Below are 16,406 nucleotides of genomic sequence, written 5' to 3'. Positions count from 1 at the left end.
CAGCCCCGAGGGGGGTCCCGACCGTCTCCGGGGCGCCCGGCGGACCGGTCAGCCGGTGACGATGTTGACCAGCTTCGGTGCGCGCACGATCACCTTCCGCACCTCCGCGCCGGCGATCGCGGCGACCACGCCCGGCGCGGCCAGCGCCAGCGCCTCCAGCTCGGCGTCGGCGATCGCCGGGGGCACCTCCAGCCGGGCCCTGACCTTGCCCTTGACCTGGACCACGCAGGTCACCGTCTCGTCCACCAGGTACGCCGGGTCGGCGTCCGGCAGCGGCTGGTGCACCAGCGAGGTGTCGTGGCCCAGTCGGGACCACAGCTCCTCGGCGATGTGCGGGGCCAGCGGCGCGACCAGCAGCACCACCTGCTCGGCCACCACCCGCGGCGTGCTGCCCCGCTTGACCAGGTGGTTGTTCAGCTCGGTGGCCTTGGCGACGGCGGTGTTGAAGCGCAGCCCGGCCAGGTCCTTGCGGATGCCGTCGATGGACTTGTTCAGCACCCGCAGCGTGGCCTCGTCCGGCTGCTCGTCGGTGACCACCAGCTCGCCGGTCTCCGCGTCCACGACGTTGCGCCACAGCCGCTGCAGGAAGCGGAAGGAGCCGACCACGGCGCGGGTGTCCCAGGGGCGGGAGACGTCCAGCGGGCCCATCGCCATCTCGTACAGGCGCAGCGTGTCCACGCTGTACTCGCCGGTGACCTCCTCCGGGGCGACCACGTTCTTCAGCGACTTGCCGATCTTGCCCAGCTCGCGGCTGACCGGCTGGTCCTGGTGGTACCAGACGCCGTCGCGCTCCTCGACCTCGGCGGCCGCGACCGGGAAGCCGCGCTCGTCGCGGTAGACGTGGCCCTGGATCATGCCCTGGTTGAACAGCTTGTGGAAGGGCTCGCGGGAGCTGACGTGACCCAGGTCGAACAGCACCTTGTGCCAGAAGCGCGCGTACAGCAGGTGCAGCACCGCGTGCTCGGAGCCGCCGACGTACAGGTCCACCCCGCCCGCGGGCTTGTCCCGGTCCGGGCCCATCCAGTAGCGCTCGTTGGCCGGGTCGACCACGGCCCGGTCGTCGTCCGGGTCGATGTAGCGCAGCTCGTACCAGCAGGAACCGGCCCAGTTGGGCATGGTGTTGGTCTCGCGGCGGTAGCGGCGCACGCCGTCGCCGCGGCCCAGGTCCAGCTCGACGCTGACCCAGTCCTCGCGGCGCGACAGCGGGGTCTCCGGGGAGGTGTCGGCGTCGTCCGGGTCGAAGGTGCGCGGCGAGTAGTCGTCGATCTCGGGCAGTTCGACCGGCAGCATGGACTCCGGCAGCGGGTGCGCGACGCCGTCCTCGTCGTAGACGATCGGGAACGGCTCGCCCCAGTAGCGCTGGCGGCTGAACAGCCAGTCGCGCAGCTTGTAGGTGACGGTGCCCTGGCCGATGCCGCGCGCGGCCAGCCACTCGGCGATGGCCTTCTTGGCGTCGGCGACGCCCAGGCCGTCCAGCGAGACCTCGGCGTTGGCGGAGTTGACGATGGTGGCGTCGTAGGAGACGAAGGCGTCGTCCCAGTCGTCGGGGTCGGTGCCGCGGCCGTCGGTCGGCTGGACCACGCAGCGCAGCGGCAGCCGGAAGGCGCGGGCGAACTCGAAGTCGCGGTGGTCGTGCGCCGGGACGGCCATGATCGCGCCGGTGCCGTAGCCGGCCAGCACGTAGTCGGCGATGAAGACCGGGACCGGCCGGCCGCTGACCGGGTTGGTCGCGTACGCGCCGGTGAACACGCCGGTCTTGGCGCGGCCCTCGCTCTGCCGCTCGACCTCGGACTTGGCGGCGGCCTGCTTGCGGTAGGCGGCGACGGCCTCGCCGGGGGTGGCGTGGCCGCCGGTCCACTCGGCCGGCAGGTCGCTCGGCCAGGCGTCCGGGACGATCGCGTCGACCAGGTCGTGCTCGGGGGCCAGCACCATGTAGGTCGCGCCGAACAGGGTGTCCGGGCGGGTGGTGAAGACGGTGACCACGGCGTCCGGGTGTCCGGCGACCGCGAAGTCGACCTTGGCGCCCTCGGAGCGGCCGATCCAGTTGCGCTGCTGCAACTTGATGGCGTCCGGCCAGTCCAGCAGGTCCAGGTCGTCGATCAGCCGGTCGCTGTAGGCGGTGATCCGCATCATCCACTGGCGCAGGTTGGCCTTGAACACCGGGAAGTTGCCGCGCTCGGAGCGGCCGTCGGCGGTGACCTCCTCGTTGGCCAGCACCGTGCCCAGGCCGGGGCACCAGTTGACCGGGGCCTGCTTGATGTACGCCAGCCGGTAGTCGCTCAGCAGGTCGTCGCGCTCGGCCGGGCTCAGCTCGGACCAGCCGCGGCCGTCGGCGGTGGGCTGCTCACCGCTCTCGAAGCGGGCCACCAGCTCGCTGATCGGCCGGGCCTGCCGGGCCTGCGGGTCGTACCAGGAGTTGAAGATCTGCAGGAAGATCCACTGGGTCCACTTGTAGTACGAGGGGTCGATCGTGGCGATCGAGCGGCGCTGGTCGTGGCCCAGGCCCAGGCTGCGCAGCTGGCGGCGGAACTCGACGATGTTCGCCTCGGTGGTGACCCGGGGGTGGGTTCCGGTCTGCACCGCGTACTGCTCGGCGGGCAGGCCGAAGGCGTCGAAGCCCATGGTGTGCAGCACGTTGTGGCCGGTCATCCGCATGAAGCGGGCGTAGACGTCGGTGGCGATGTAGCCCAGCGGGTGCCCGACGTGCAGGCCGCTGCCCGAGGGGTACGGGAACATGTCCATGATGAAGGCGTGCGGCTGGCTCGTGACGTCCGTGCCGTCGGCCAGCGTCCCGCGCGGGTTGGGGGCGTCGAACACGCCCTCGCGCTCCCAGCGGTCCTGCCAGTCGCGCTCGATCCGCGCGGCCAGCGCGGGGGTGTAGCGGTACGCCTCGGGCGCCTCGGGTGTGGTCTCGCTCATCGTCCTCAAACTCCATCATGGGTTCGGGCGGGCCGTACCGGGCCCGTCCACCAGCAGAACCGACTGCCGAAACAGAAAAACCCCTCACAGGAGGGGTCGCCACGCTGACTCCGACCGCACCCGTGGGGGCCGGTCGGTCCTTGTCAGCGCGGCCGGCTAAGGAGCAGGCGCGCGGTTCGCATGGCCACAGGTTACCGCAGCGCCTGCCCCGGATGAACGTGCGTTTCGGGGCGCGGCGGACCCCGCCGGGCTCAGCCGCTCAGCGGGGTGGCGGTGAAGTCACGGAACCAGAGCTCCGAGTTGTCCACCCGCAGGCCGACCCCGCCGGGCTGGGTCAGCGCCCCCGGCGCGGTGTCCACCACCGTGAGCGCGGTCCGCCCGTTGATCGTCAGCGTCAGCTTGACCGTCCCGCCGGAGCCGTTCACCGCGCTCGCCGCGACCTGCTGCCAACTGCCGTACGGGATCGGGAAGGAGGCCTGCGCCAGGGTGGTGTAGTCGCCGCCGTCCACGGCCGCCTTGTCGTGCGCGGTGACCTTGCGCTTGATCACCACCATGCCGTCGCGGCGGCGGAAGCTCAGCGCGTACAGCTCGGAGGGGCTGTGGTAGCGCAGCCAGAAGTGCGCGCCGTCCCACTCCGAGGCCGGGGTGCGCTTGGTGGTGATCGGCGGATCGACCTTGACCGAGGTGGCGACCGCCACGTCGCCGAAGTCGCGGCGGCGGGTGACCAGGCGGAACACCGCCGAGTCGTTGTACCGCGCGGAGTCGGTCCCGGTCTCGCCGGAGTCGGGGACGCCGGTCCAGCCGTCGCCGTTCTGGGCGAACAGCGAGCCGCTGGTGACGATCCAGTCGGCGGAGTCGTGCGCCTGCGGGCTGTTCGGCTCGCGGTAGGCGTACTCGTTGGTGACCAGGCCGCCGGCCCCGAAGTCGGCGGCGAACGGCTGGACGCCGTCGGCCGAGCCGGAGCCGGCACCGCCGCCGGTACCGCCCTTGCCGCTGCCGCCGCCCAGTTCCACGGCCGCGCCGACGCCGCCCGCCACGACCACCACGCCGCCCAGCACCAGCCCGCCGATCAGCCCGCGCCGGCTCGGCGCCCGGCCGGTCACGAGGACGCCCCGGTCACCTTGAGGCCGGTGACCGTCGGCCAGGTGCGCCTGGTCAGGTCCCGGTACGCGGAGAAGGCGACGCCGCCGGTCTCGTCCTTGGCCAGCAGGGTCATCCGTACAGTTCCGTCCACGGAGACCAGTGTGGCGGTAGGGGTCACCGTGATCGACACCAGGTGGGTGGCCGAGGCGGTCAACGCGCGGGTGCCGACCAGCTGCTGGCTGTCGGCGTCGCCGGAGAAGACCTCCAGCTGGCCCCGGTAGACCTGGACGCTGATCGCCAGCGGACTGCCGACGCGGACCCAGACGGCGCCGCTGACGGCGGTGTTGGTGAGTCGGCCGACGGTCCCGCTGACGGTGTAGTCGGTCCACGCGCCGGTCCGCTCCGGCTGGTACGCGCCGTACGCCGAGAGGCTGCTGTTGCCCTGCGGCTCCAGCTCCTGGTTCGTGATCCGGAACGGCGCGGCGACCCCGGGCGCCGCCTCCCAGCTGGCGTTCGGGTCGAGCAGCACGGCCTGGCCCACGGAGAGCGCGTCGGCGCCGCCGGTGCGCACCGCCGGGGCGGCCTGGGAGACGCCGAGCGCGGTGAACGACGGCCAGGCGACGCCGGGGTGGTTGATGCCGACCCGGATGCCGAACCCGCCGGTGAGCTGGCTGGGCTGGGTGACCTTGGAGGTCCAGCTGAGCACGGCGGTGCCGTCCACCCGGGCGGTGGTGACCGGGCCCTGCACGGTCACCTGCACGGTGTGCGTGGACACGTCGGCGATCTTCTTCTGGGCCAGCTTGACGTTGTCCTGGGACAGCGACAGCGTGCCCCGGCTGACGCCGACCACGATCTCCTCGGCACTGTCGTCGCGGACCCCGATGGACGCCTGGTTGGTGCCGTCGGTGAGGCCGGTGACGGTGGCGTCGACCTGGTAGTCGTTCCAGTCCAGACTGCTCATCTGGCGGAAGTCGGCGGCGGCGTAGTGCCCGCCGGTCGGGTAGGGGCCCTTGCCGGTGAACGGGCCCAGGCCGCTCTGCTTGGAGCCGTCGGTACGGGTCCACTGGGAGGCCTCGGACAGCGGGTCCGGGTCCACCGGGGCGACCTGGGTCCACTGCGCCAGCTCGGCGAGCAGCAGCGACGGGGTGGTGTTCTTGACCACCTCCAGGCGCTGCACGTTCTGCATGGTGGCGGCGCGGCGGCTGGCGGTCAGCGGCCGGGAGGAGACGTCGGTCAGGGTCGCCACGAAGTACTTGGACAGCAGCGTCTGGATGGTCGGGCCCGGCTTGGGCAGGTTGGCCCGGGTGTCCGACTCCGAGTACGGGTAGGCGAAGAACAGCGGCCGGGGCAGGCCGTGGCCCTCCATGGTGGAGATGGACTTGTTGATGTCCGCCTCCACCCGGGCCTGGTACTCGGCGTAGGTCTCCAGCCGGTTCTGCGTGGGCAGCCACAGCCGGTTGGCCAGCGCCGAGCCCTGGTCGCCCTTGGCGTCGATGGCGGCGCGGTAGTGCAGGTCGAAGGTGTGGTCCTGGAAGTCCCAGCGGCCGGACGCCTGCATCCGGCTGATCTCGTTCCAGGTCAGGTAGTACGGGCGGTCGTGGTCCACCCGCTCGGAGATCAGGAACGAGGCGCCGTGCATGTGGTACTTCGCCAGGATCTTGTCGCCGTAGACCCACAGGCCGTTGGTGCCGTCGTCGAAGGTGATGTAGACCGAGCGCGGCGGGGCCGGGCCGCCGCGCAGGTAGTCGGCGAACTCCTGGCTGGTCAGGCTGCGGTAGCCGGCCGCTTGCAGGGCCGCCATCTGGCCCGCGAAGGTGCTCGGGCTGACCACGTACTCGCTGTCGTTGGTCGGGCTGATGTCGTGGTAGGTCAGCACGATCGGCGCGGTGGTCGCCGGGAGTGCCTTGACCGAACCGGACCAGGCGGCGGTCTGGTTCGCGCCCAGCTGCACCACCGTGCCCGGGGCCTGCGGGGTCATGTACTTCTGGTACTCGTAGTAGTAGGCCGCCGCGTAGAACGGCATGGCCAGGATCGCCAGCGCGAGCGCCAGCAGGCCGAGCCGGGCGGGCCAGTGCCCGCGCCGCGCGCCCCGGGCGGTGGCGGCGCGGCGCTCGGCCCGGATCTCGGCGGCGCCGATCGCGGCAGCGCTGGGACCGGCGGTACCGGGGAGCGGCGCGCCGACGGCGCCCGACCCGTCCGGCGCGGTGCCGGGCGTGGGGGTGGTCACGGCAGGATGCTCCCTCTGCTGAGCACGATGGCATAGACGCCGCAGACGACGGCGATGGAGATCAGGGCGGCGATCAGCCGCCCCACGGCACGCAGGGCCTTCATCAGGTGGCGCTCCTCGACCAGACGCCGCGCCGGATGGTCGCGAACGAGTACGGCAGCAGCCAGGCCAGCAGCAGCGAGGAGAGCAGGCTCATCAGCGGCCGGTAGCGCCAACGGGGGTCACCGGGGTTGTCGATCTTGAATGCCAGACCCCAGACACAGCCCTTGAGGACCACGCCGCAGAGGTAGAGCAGGGTGAGGAAGGCGGCGCCGTTGGCGGGCGCCCAGATGATGTGCCGGAAGGCCATGATCGGGGCGGCCACCACCCACAGCGCGTGGCCGTAGTACAGCAGCGCCGGGCCGAGCCCGCGCCGCCACATGAAGGTGCCGGTGAAGAACAGGTTCCGGATGAAGCTCTTCTTCCAGCGGATCTGCTGCTTCATGAACGGCCGGAACCGCGCCGGGACGTTGGTCCACACCTTGGCGGACTGCACGTAGCCGATCCGCCACTTGCGCTCGGGGTAGTCCTGCGCGGTGACGAACGGCGAGTCCGGGTACTTGGCCTTGAGGCCCTTGCCGCGCCACTTCTGGCCCAGCACGTAGCCGGTGAGCTGGCGGTCGGTGGCGAAGCGGAACGGCGCGCCCATGAACCGGTCCCCGGCCCAGGCCGGGAGGTAGTTGTAGATGGCGTCGCGGCGGAACACGGCCAGCGGTCCGGAGACGCAGGTGACCGAGCCGAAGGTGGACTCGGCGGCCTTGGCCACCCGGAACTGCCCCTCGTACCAGACGTCCTGCATCTTGGTGAACATCGTGTCGGCCGCGTTCAGCGCCCGGGCGTGGCCGCTGACCGCGCCCAACTCCGGGTGCGCGACCAGGGCTTCGACGCAGCGGGCGAGGGCGTCCGGGGCCAGGATGCAGTCCGAGTCGGAGAAGGCGATGACCTCGCCGTCGGCGATCTCGCAGGCCTTGACCAGGGCGTGCTTCTTGCCGAGGTTCTTCTCCAGGTAGAGCACGGTGATCCCGAGCTCCGCCTCCAGCTTCCGCAGCACCTCGACCGTGCCGTCGTCGGACTGGTCGTCGACCACGATCACTTCGAGGTTCTGGTAGTCGCAGAGCATCATCGAGCGGACGCAGTCCTCGATGACGTCGACCTCGTCCTTGACCGCGAGCAGGAAGCTCACCTTGGGGGTGGCCGAGGACAGCGGGGGGAAGTCGTCCAGGTCGCGCGGGCGCTTGCGCAGGGTGCGCTCGGACGGGTCGTCGTAGCGGCTGTACGCGATGAACAGCATCGAGATGGTGCCGACCAGCACGGTGAAGCCGTAGCCGAGGACCAGCGGGCTCTGCTCCAGCCGGGGCGCCTCGCGGGCCAGGATCAGCAGCAGCGGCAGCAGGCAGAGCAGCGTCAGGACCCGGCGGGTGGCGTGCCGGACGGACGGGTGCATCCGGTCCAGGGTGCGGCGCAGCCGGCCCGGCGGGCGGAACGCCGCGTCGGCCGAGCGCAGCGGCGGGAGCGGCGGCGGCGCCGGACGGAAGGCGGGGGTGCGCGCCAGGGTCGCCGTGGCGGTGCCCGCGGCGGCGTGCGACTGCTGCCCGGCGGCGCCGTCGCCCCACTCGCCCCAGGCCGGCTGCGCGGCCGCGGCGGCGGGCCGGTAGGCGAACTCGTACGTCCGGTCGTCGGCCGGCGGCCGCGGTTCCGGGTAGGACTCCTGGTACGGCTCCTGGTGCGCTTCCTGGTGCGCTTCCTGGTACGACGGGCTGAAGTTCTGCTGGTAGAGCTCGTCGAACGAGGGGTACTGCTGGTCGGGCTCGTAGGGCTGATCGGTCACAGGATCGCCCTCGCCGGGACCGAGTCGAGGCGGTAGGTGGCGTCGAGCACGTTGCCCAGTTCGGCCAGCCAGGACAGGTCGGCGCCGGGGTGGACGGTGTGCACCAGCACCAGGTCCCAGTTGTCGGCCTCGGGCGCGGCCTCGCTGGCCAGGACCTCGGCCCCGAGCCGGACGACCGGCACCAGCGGGTCGGTGAAGTGCACCTTGGCGCCGTCCTGGTGCAGCTCCTCCATGATCTCCAGCGCCGGGGACTCGCGCAGGTCGGCGACCCCGGGCTTGTAGGCGACGCCGACCAGCAGCACCCGGGCGCCGGACAGGCTGAGCCCCCGGTCCGCGAGCAGTTCCCGGACCCGGCGGACGACCTGGCGCGGGCGGCCCGCGATGGCGGTCATCGCGGCGTCGATCAGCGGGGAGGATATCCGCTTCGCCCGCAGCTGCCAGAGCAGGTAGTGCGGGTCGCAGGGGATGCAGTGGCCGCCGACGCCGGGGCCGGGGTAGAAGGGCATGAAGCCGTAGGGCTTGGTCGCCGCCGCCGCGATGATCGGCGAGGGGTCCAGGCCCAGGCCGCGGCAGTCCTCGGCGAACTCGTTGGCCAGCGCGATGTTGACGGCCCGGAAGGTGTTCTCCCAGAGCTTCGTCATCTCGGCGTCCTCCGGCGAGGGCAGCACGTGCACCGAGGGCGCGGTGCGGTGCAGCACGGCGGCGGCGATCCGGGTGGAGCGCTCGCCGGTGCCGCCGACCACCCGGGGCGTGCTCTCCTGCGTGTGCCGGGAGTTGCCGGGGTCGATCCGCTCCGGCGAGAAGGCGACGAAGATGTCCGTCCCGGCGACCAGGCCGCGCTCGGCCAGCGGCTCGACCAGCAGGTCGCGGGTGGTGCCGACGTAGGTGGTGGAGGTGAGCACCAGCAGCTGCCCGGGGACGGCGTTGGCCACGGCGGTGGCGCAGGCCGCGGCCATGGCGCTGAGGTCGGGCACCTGGTGCCGGTCGACCGGGGTGGGCACGCAGATCAGCACGGTGCGGGCCGCGGCGAGCCGGGCCGGGTCGCTGGTGAGGGTGAACCGGCTGTCGGTGGCGTCCTCGGCGAGGCTGGCGGTCAGCCGCTCGTGGTCGCTGGGCAGCAGGTCGACGTCACGGCGGCGGATCGCGTCCAGCCGGGCCTCGCTCGCGTCCAGGCCGATGACCTCGTTGCCCGCCGCGAGCAGGGCCAGGGCGGTGGGCAGGCCGACATAGCCGAGTCCGACCACGGCGACGGTGCCCGCCGCGTGCTCCTGGGCCTCGCGGTCCGCGGCCTGCTCGGCCTCTTCGTTCGGTTCCGGTGGTGAGCCGGCGGCCACGAGCTCCATGGGCATCGGGAATCGCATATGCACTCCGCAGTCGGGTTCGACGTGGCGTTCTGGCTGGCCGGCCGCATGCGGAGACCCCGCAGCCCTGCCTGTCTCTGACGGAAAATCAGCCGTCAGACGATGCTCAGCGGTGGTAAGGCTCGCGTGAGGGGGTTGTGGAAGTCAAGTGAAGATATGACTGCACCGTCAGGCAGTTCGGGGTATTTAATGTCCTTTTAAGAGTGAGAAATGACAGCTAATGCCCGTCTTTGTCAGGTCTGATATGCGCTCATATTCTGGGCACCCGTGATGTTTACGTCACCTGATCGCAACAAAGTGTTCTGGAACGGGACAGACCACGACCGCCGGGCGGGCGCCGCGGCGGTCGTGGTCGTGGTCGTGGTCGTGGTCGTGATCGTGGTCGAGAGCGGGACGGTCGGGTGGGCGGCGGCTACCGGTGCGGCCGGGCCGTGGTCGGGAAGCCGTGGAAGCCCTTGCCGAAGGAGGCCAGGTAACCCGGGGCGGGCGAGCCGACACCGGTGACGTCGTCATAGCCCTTGACCGCGTGCAGCGAGGAGTCGTGGCCCATGGTCCGCAGGCTGACGTCCTGTCCGTAGGTGTCGTCCACGCCGTCGTGGTAGTCCACCCTGACCTGCGCCAACGTGGTCCGCGCGGCCAGCGGGGCGTCGGTCACGTCGTGGAAGGCGGGGGTGTTGTAGCGCTCGTAGATCTCCGGGTCGGCGAAGCCGAGCGGGCTGCCCTGGGCCTGTTCGGCCAGCGCCTGGACACCGGCGAACACCGGGCAGGCGACGCTGGTCCCGCCGACCCGGTACTCCCCGTAGCGGACGCTGCCGTCGGGCCAGGTCTGGGTCTGGCCGACCAGGAAGCCGGTGCCGCTGTCGGCGACCGCCGCGACGTCCGGCACCACCCGGTTGCGTCCGCCGTTGGCCCCGGTCAGCGCCGAGGGCACCACCGGGTACTGGTAGAACGGCTCCGGCACCCGGGTGCTGGTACCGCCGCCCGCGCCGCCGAGGAAGCTCCCCGGCAGCCCGACCCAGCTCTCGCCGTCCCGGCTGAGCGGGGCGCTGGTGGTGCCCCAGCCGGTCTCGAAGCTGTAGCCGCCCTTGCGGTCCACCGCCAGCGAGGTGCCGCCGACGCCGGTGACCCAGGGCAGCGACACCGGCGAGCCGACGGTCTTGCCGCCGGACGCGGACGCCTCGTCGCCGTCGTCGCCGCTGGAGAAGTAGAAGCCGATGCCCTCCACCGCGCCGCGCATGAACGTCCGGTCGTAGACCGCGTCGATGGAGGAGTCGGTGGCGGTCTCCAGGTCGCTCCAGGAGTCGCTGACGATGGTGGCGAGCCGCTTGTCCACCACCCGGTCCAGGGCGTCGGTCAGGTCGGAGTCCTGGCAGGAGGCCCCGCCCACGTAGACGATGTCGGCGTCGGGGGCGACCCCGTGCACCGCCTCGATGTCCAGGCTCTGCTCGCCGTACCACCCGGCCGCGCCGCAGCCGCCGGGGAAGGCGTCGCTGGGCGCGATCGTGTCCGTCCACCCGGCCGGGTCGACCCGGGTCAACTGGCCCTGGCGGTAAGGGGAGTCGCCGTGGGCGGCGGCGTAGCGGGCGATGTCGGAGCCGAGCGTGGGCGAGTCGTAGGCGTCGACCACCGCCACCGTGACGCCCTTGCCGGTGAGCCCGGTGCCGTCCGCGCCGTAGGCCCGGCGCAGCTGGGTGCCGTCGAAGCCCTTGACCACGTACGCCTGGGTGTGGCCGTACGCCTGGGGCAGGCCGGTGGCCGGGGCGGCGCCGAAGTAGCGGGAGAACGGTCCGGAGTTGACGTAGGCGGCGCTGGGGGCGGGCAGGATGTCCCGGCGGGCGCCCCGCACGGCCCGGCGGCTGCCGTGCACGGCCCGGTGCGGGGCGGTGTCCAGGCCGGTGACCGCGAGCACGGCGGCGGCGACCCCGGCCGGGGCAGTGGCCGCCGCGGCGGGGGCGGTGTAGGTGCGGCCGTCCTTGCGGTAGGTGTGCAGCCGGGTGGCGAAGGCCCGCTGGACGGCCGCGGCGTTGCCCCGGACCGCGAGGTAGTGCTGGTTGGCCTCGGACACGGTGAATCCGGAGGCGGTCAGCCAGGCGCGGACGGCGGCGACCTGCCCGGCGCCGGCCCCGAACCGGCGGGCGGTCTCGGCCGGGCTGAGGAAGCGCCCGTAGCTGGGCGAGGCCGGGTCGGACACCGCCCGCGCCAGCGCGGCCAGGCCCGCCGGGTCCTGCCCGGCCAGGTACACCCGGGCGGTGACCGCCGCGGAGGTGGCCGCCAGCCCCTGGTCGGCGGCCTGCGCCGTCCACCCGGGGACGGTGTCGGGCAGCGGCACCCGGGCGGGCTGCGCCGCGGACCGGCCGTCGGCGCGCGCGGGGCCGGTGCCGAGGCCTCCGGCGAGCAGCAGGGGGATGGTCAGGAGGGCTGCGGTACCGGCTCTGGACCGTGACCAGCTGCGACGCATGGGGGACACCTCTCTGAGAGCAGCGCGTATAGCTGAAGGGTGCGCAGTCCCGGCGGAGGTGTCCCGCCTGGCACGGCCGATCGCCGGTGCTATGGGCTGATTATTCATCAGTTAGGGTGCACGGCCCGGGATTCCGGCGCGTACCGTCGTCGAACGCCCGCCGATGTGCATCCGGGGAGGCGTCCGAGGATGCGTCCCGGGGGTGGAAACGAGAAATCCCGCCCGATCACCAGGATCGGACGGGATTTCCACTGGGTGGAGCTACGGGGAATTGAACCCCGGACCTCTTGCATGCCATGCAAGCGCTCTACCAACTGAGCTACAGCCCCAGTCGCCCTGCTGCGGTCCCCCGCAGCGGCTAGAGCAACTCTACACGGTCGGCGGCGGTGCCCACCAATCCATTGTCGCGCCCGCGACCTGCGGGGATCCGGGCGCGACGAGCGGTCGGACGGTCGGTCTAGCCTCGCGGCAGCACCAGCCGGGTGCGGTGGGCGAAGCCGGAGGCGCACAGGAACAGGAAGCCGCCGAGCAGCATGACCACGGACAGGGCGTGTCCGGAGGCCGCGTGCGAGGCCGGGTAGGAGACCTCGCTGAGGAAGACCGAGCCGACGGTGGCCACGCCGACCACCTGGCTCAGCTGGAGCACGGTGGTGAGCACCCCGCTGGCGTCCGCCGCCTGGGCCGGATCGACCCGGCCCAGGGCGCGGGAGAACAGCGGGCTGTAGGAGCAGCCCCCGGCTAGGCCGACCAGCAGGAACAGGGCCTCCTGCCCGGCGTTCAGCGGGGCCCCGGAGCGCAGCCACAGGCCGAGCCCGGCGAACCCGGCGGCGGCCACGATCAGCGCGGCGGCGGGCAGCGGGCGGTGCAGCCGCTGCGGCAGCCGCCCCCAGTACATCCCGGCCAGGCCGAAGCCGACCATCATCGGGGCGATGGACAGCCCGGCCCGCAGCGGGCCGCTGCCCAGGCCGTTCTGCAGGTGCAGGGTCATCGAGAAGCTGAAGCCGCTGACGGCCATCATCACCAGGAAGATCGCCGCCGCCGACGGCAGCATCCCCGGGGAACGCAGCACCCGGCGGTGGATCAGCGGGTGCCCGCCGCGCTCCGCCAGCCGGTGCTCGACCACCGCGAAGACCGCGAACAGCAGCACGCTCGCACCGAGCATCACCCAGCCCCAGACCGGCCAGTTCTCCTGGTGGCCCAGCACCAGCGGCACCACCAGCAGCCCGATGGCCCCGGCCAGCAGCAGCAGTCCGGTCAGGTCCAGGCTGCGCCCGGGGTTCCCGGGGTAGGCCGGCAGCAGCTTGCGCGCGGCGACCAGCAGCGCCAGCCCGATCGGCACGTTCACCAGGAAGACCGGGCGCCAGGCGGAGCCGAAGAGGTCCGCGCTGACCAGGGCGCCGCCCAGGACCTGCCCGGCCAGGCCGCCGGTGGCCAGCACCGCCGTGTACACGCTGAGCGCGCGGACCCGGGAGGGGCCGGTGAAGGTCCGCTGGATCAGGCTCATCACCTGCGGCACCATCAGCGCCGCGCCGACGCCCTGGGCCACCCGGAACCCGATCAGCGCCCCGGTGTCCGGCGCCAGCCCGCAGGCCAGCGAGAACACCGTGAACAGGGCCAGGCCGCTCTCGAAGACCCTGCCGTAGCCCAGCCGCTCCCCCAGCCGCGCACCGGTGATCAGGAGCACCGCGTAGGCGATGCTGTAACCGGCCACCACCAGCTGCATGGCCGCCCCGGAGGCGCCGAGGTCGTGCTGCATCGAGGGGATGGCGACGTTGACGATGGTCAGGTCGAGCAGCGCCATGAACTGCCCGCCGAGTACCAGTCCCAGGATCAGGCCCGGTCGCCCCGGCGGCGCGGCACCGCTGACTTCTTCACGAACTGGCTTGTCAGTGACGGGAGTTGCGGACGTTTCGACAGTGGTCTCGTTCATGCGTCCAGCTTGGCCGAGCCGGAGTACAGGTAGTTAGAGCCTGCTGATGCTGGTACTGGGAGTACCTGTCAGGGTGCCCCGATCTACGGCACGATGGCTCTATGAGCGTGACGGACCTGCCCCCGACCGTCCCGGTGACCGAGGCGCTGCCCGGCCGCAGCGCCGCCGCGCCCCGGCGGACCGAGCTGGCGGCCTTCCTGCGGACCCGCCGCGCCCGGGTGACCCCGGAGGACGTCGGCATGGCGCCCGGCCTGCGCCGCCGCACCCCGGGCCTGCGCCGGGAGGAGGTGGCGCAGCTCGCCGGGGTCGGCGTCACCTGGTACACCTGGCTGGAGCAGGGGCGCCCGATCAACGCCAGCGAGCAGGTGCTCGGCGCCATCGCCCGCACGCTGCGGCTGGACGGCGCCGAGCAGGCCCACCTGTACCAGCTGGCGGGGCTGCGGGCGGTGGCCACGCCGCCGCCGGACAGCTGCCCGATCGCCCCCGAGGTGCAGCTGATCCTGAACGCGCTGAACCCGTACCCGGCGGCGCTGTCCAACCACCGCTTCGACATCCTGCGCTGGAACTCCGCCTACGAGGCGCTGTTCCCGGGGGCGACGCTGTCGAAGCACGGGCGGCGCAACTCGCTGTGGTGCAGCGCCACCGTCCCGGAGTGCTGCAACGCGTTCGTGAACCGCGCCGAGGAGCTGCCCCGGATGGTCGCCCTGCTGCGCTCCGGGTACGGGCGGCACGTCGGCGAGCCGTACTGGGAGGACTTCATCCGCGACCTGCGCGAGGCCAGCCCGGACTTCGCCCGGCTCTGGGAGCAGCGGGACGTGGCGGCGCACTCGACCCTGCTGAAGGTGTTCCGGCACGCGGCGGTGGGCGAGGTGCGGATGGCCATGACCAACCTCAGCGCGATGGGCATGCCGGAGGCCCGGCTGGTGGTGTACACGCCCAAGGACGAGGAGAGTCGGCAGCGGATGGACTGGCTGCTGGCCCACCCCGGCCTGCCCGCGGTCACCCACACCCACTGACCACGACGGGCTGCTCACCGGGACAGAAAAAGAGATCCCGCCCGATCACCTGGATCGGACGGGATCTCGACGGGGTGGAGCTACGGGGAATTGAACCCCGGACCTCTTGCATGCCATGCAAGCGCTCTACCAACTGAGCTACAGCCCCGTGCTGCCCTGCTTGTTCACTGCGTTACTCAGTCACTGCGTTACTGCGTGGAGCTACGGGGAATTGAACCCCGGACCTCTTGCATGCCATGCAAGCGCTCTACCAACTGAGCTACAGCCCCAATGTCGCGCGCCAACCGGAAAAGCTGTTGTGCGAACGAGGAAGACTTTAGCGGCAGGGGGGCCGAACTGCGAAATCCGGCCCCTTCCCCGCCGTGGTCCCCGCCCCGGTCCCGGCCTCGGCACCGGTCAGGTGTCGTCGCCCATCACCGGCTCGGGCAGCGAGCCCGCGTTGTGCTCCTGGAGCCGCCAGCCGCGGGCGCCCTCGCCCAGGACCGACCAGCAGCAGTTGCTGAGGCCCGCCAGAGCCTCCCAGTGGTACGGGTCGAGGCCGAGCAGCCGGCCGATGGCCATCCGGATCGTGCCGCCGTGGCTGACCACCACCACCGTGCCGCTGGTGGGCAGCGACTTCACCGCGTCCAGGATCACCGGCACGGCGCGGTCGGCGACCTCGGTGTTGAGTTCGCCGCCGCCCCGGCGGACCGGCTCGCCGAGCCGCCACAGCCGGTACTCCTCGCCGTAGCGCTGCTGGATCTCGGCGTTGGTCAGGCCCTGCCAGACGCCCGCGTAGGTCTCCCGCAGCCCGGCGTCATGGGTGACCTCCAGGCCGGTGACCGCCGCCAGCGCGGCGGCGGTGTCGGCCGTCCGCTGGAGGTCGGAGGAGATCACCGCGTCCGGGCGCAGCGCGGCCAGCAGCCGGGCGGCACGCCTGGCCTGCGCGAAGCCGGTCTCGGTGAGCGGTACGTCGGTGCTGCCCTGGAAGCGGCCCTCCAGGTTCCATGCGGTCTGGCCGTGCCGCCAGAAGACGATCCGCCGACCGCGCTGCCCCCCGTTCAGCGTCGGCTCCGATCTGCCTCGGCCGCGAGCACGGCCTCCACATGGTCGAACTCGTTCGGCGCCCGGACGAAGCCCTCGTCGTCGGGGCGGTTGCGGGTGGCGATCGCGTCCTCGGGCAGGGCGATCTCCGGGCAGTCCTTCCACAGCCGCTCCAGGCCGTAGTAGGAGCGCTCCTCGGAGTGCTGCACGTGGACGACGATGTCCAGGAAGTCGAGCAGGATCCAGCGGCCCTCGCGCTCGCCCTCGCGGCGCACCGGCTTGGCGTCGAGCTGCTCGCGCAGCGCCTCCTCGATGCCGTCGGCGATGGCCTTGACCTGGCGGTCGTTGGGGGCCGAGGCGACCAGGAAGGCGTCGGTAATGGCGAGGACATCGCTCACGTCGAAGGCGATGATGTTGTGGGCGAGCTTGTCGGCGGCCGCCTGGGCGGCGGTGTTGACGAGTTCGACGGCACGGTCGGTTGCAGTCACGGGGTGCTCTCGGTTCGGGGACGCGGGTACCCTC

Annotated in this window: 10 protein-coding genes and 3 tRNA genes; 1 reads left to right on the top strand and 12 read right to left on the bottom strand. The window is 72.2% G+C overall.

Annotated elements, in window-relative coordinates; all coding sequences use genetic code 11:
* Positions 1-48: 48 nt before the first annotated feature.
* The 8 genes from leuS to GXP74_RS07975 all read right to left on the bottom strand — a co-directional run bounded on the left by leuS (position 49) and on the right by GXP74_RS07975 (position 13,845).
* On the bottom strand, positions 49-2,919 hold the full coding sequence (leuS, locus tag GXP74_RS08010) for a leucine--tRNA ligase (RefSeq protein ID WP_182450696.1): 2,871 nt from the start codon (positions 2,917-2,919) through the stop codon (positions 49-51).
* 251 nt (positions 2,920-3,170) lie between these two features.
* Complete coding sequence (locus GXP74_RS08005; RefSeq protein WP_182450695.1) at positions 3,171-4,022, bottom strand: hypothetical protein; 852 nt, start codon at positions 4,020-4,022, stop codon at positions 3,171-3,173.
* Positions 4,019-6,229: a polysaccharide deacetylase family protein gene (locus GXP74_RS08000; RefSeq protein ID WP_182450694.1), complete on the bottom strand. Its 2,211-nt coding sequence runs from the start codon at positions 6,227-6,229 to the stop codon at positions 4,019-4,021. Before GXP74_RS08000 ends, GXP74_RS08005 begins: the two co-directional genes overlap by 4 nt.
* A 103-nt stretch (positions 6,230-6,332) precedes the next feature.
* Positions 6,333-7,820: a glycosyltransferase gene (locus tag GXP74_RS07995; RefSeq protein WP_370468541.1), complete on the bottom strand. Its 1,488-nt coding sequence runs from the start codon at positions 7,818-7,820 to the stop codon at positions 6,333-6,335.
* A gap of 272 nt (positions 7,821-8,092) precedes the next feature.
* A complete protein-coding gene (locus tag GXP74_RS07990; protein WP_370468396.1) occupies positions 8,093-9,445 on the bottom strand; it encodes a nucleotide sugar dehydrogenase in 1,353 nt (450 codons plus the stop codon).
* Positions 9,446-9,869: 424 nt separating this feature from the next.
* Positions 9,870-11,915, bottom strand: coding sequence for a protease pro-enzyme activation domain-containing protein (locus GXP74_RS07985; protein WP_182450693.1), 2,046 nt, complete (start codon positions 11,913-11,915; stop codon positions 9,870-9,872).
* Between the two features lie 256 nt (positions 11,916-12,171).
* Positions 12,172-12,244 (bottom strand) — tRNA-Ala (locus GXP74_RS07980).
* A gap of 128 nt (positions 12,245-12,372) precedes the next feature.
* Positions 12,373-13,845 carry an MFS transporter gene (locus GXP74_RS07975; RefSeq protein ID WP_182450692.1) on the bottom strand — a complete coding sequence of 491 codons (1,473 nt, stop codon included), beginning with the start codon at positions 13,843-13,845 and terminating at the stop codon, positions 12,373-12,375.
* Between the two features lie 101 nt (positions 13,846-13,946).
* Between GXP74_RS07975 and GXP74_RS07970 the strand changes: the two genes are divergently transcribed.
* Positions 13,947-14,861, top strand: coding sequence for a helix-turn-helix transcriptional regulator (locus GXP74_RS07970; protein WP_182450691.1), 915 nt, complete (start codon positions 13,947-13,949; stop codon positions 14,859-14,861).
* Between the two features lie 75 nt (positions 14,862-14,936).
* Here the strand turns inward: GXP74_RS07970 and GXP74_RS07965 are convergent.
* The 4 genes from GXP74_RS07965 to rsfS all read right to left on the bottom strand — a co-directional run bounded on the left by GXP74_RS07965 (position 14,937) and on the right by rsfS (position 16,372).
* Positions 14,937-15,009: transfer RNA gene (locus GXP74_RS07965), tRNA-Ala, on the bottom strand.
* A gap of 48 nt (positions 15,010-15,057) precedes the next feature.
* A tRNA-Ala gene (locus GXP74_RS07960) sits at positions 15,058-15,130 on the bottom strand.
* A gap of 127 nt (positions 15,131-15,257) precedes the next feature.
* A complete protein-coding gene (locus tag GXP74_RS07955) occupies positions 15,258-15,905 on the bottom strand; it encodes a histidine phosphatase family protein (protein WP_182456266.1) in 648 nt (215 codons plus the stop codon).
* On the bottom strand, positions 15,902-16,372 hold the full coding sequence (rsfS, locus tag GXP74_RS07950; protein WP_182450690.1) for a ribosome silencing factor: 471 nt from the start codon (positions 16,370-16,372) through the stop codon (positions 15,902-15,904). Before rsfS ends, GXP74_RS07955 begins: the two co-directional genes overlap by 4 nt.
* Positions 16,373-16,406: the final 34 nt, after the last annotated feature.

This window comes from Streptacidiphilus sp. P02-A3a, assembly GCF_014084105.1.
Lineage (GTDB): Bacteria > Actinomycetota > Actinomycetes > Streptomycetales > Streptomycetaceae > Streptacidiphilus.
The sequence above is the reverse complement of the archived record's forward strand: the minus strand, read 5'-3'. Positions and strand labels throughout refer to the sequence as shown.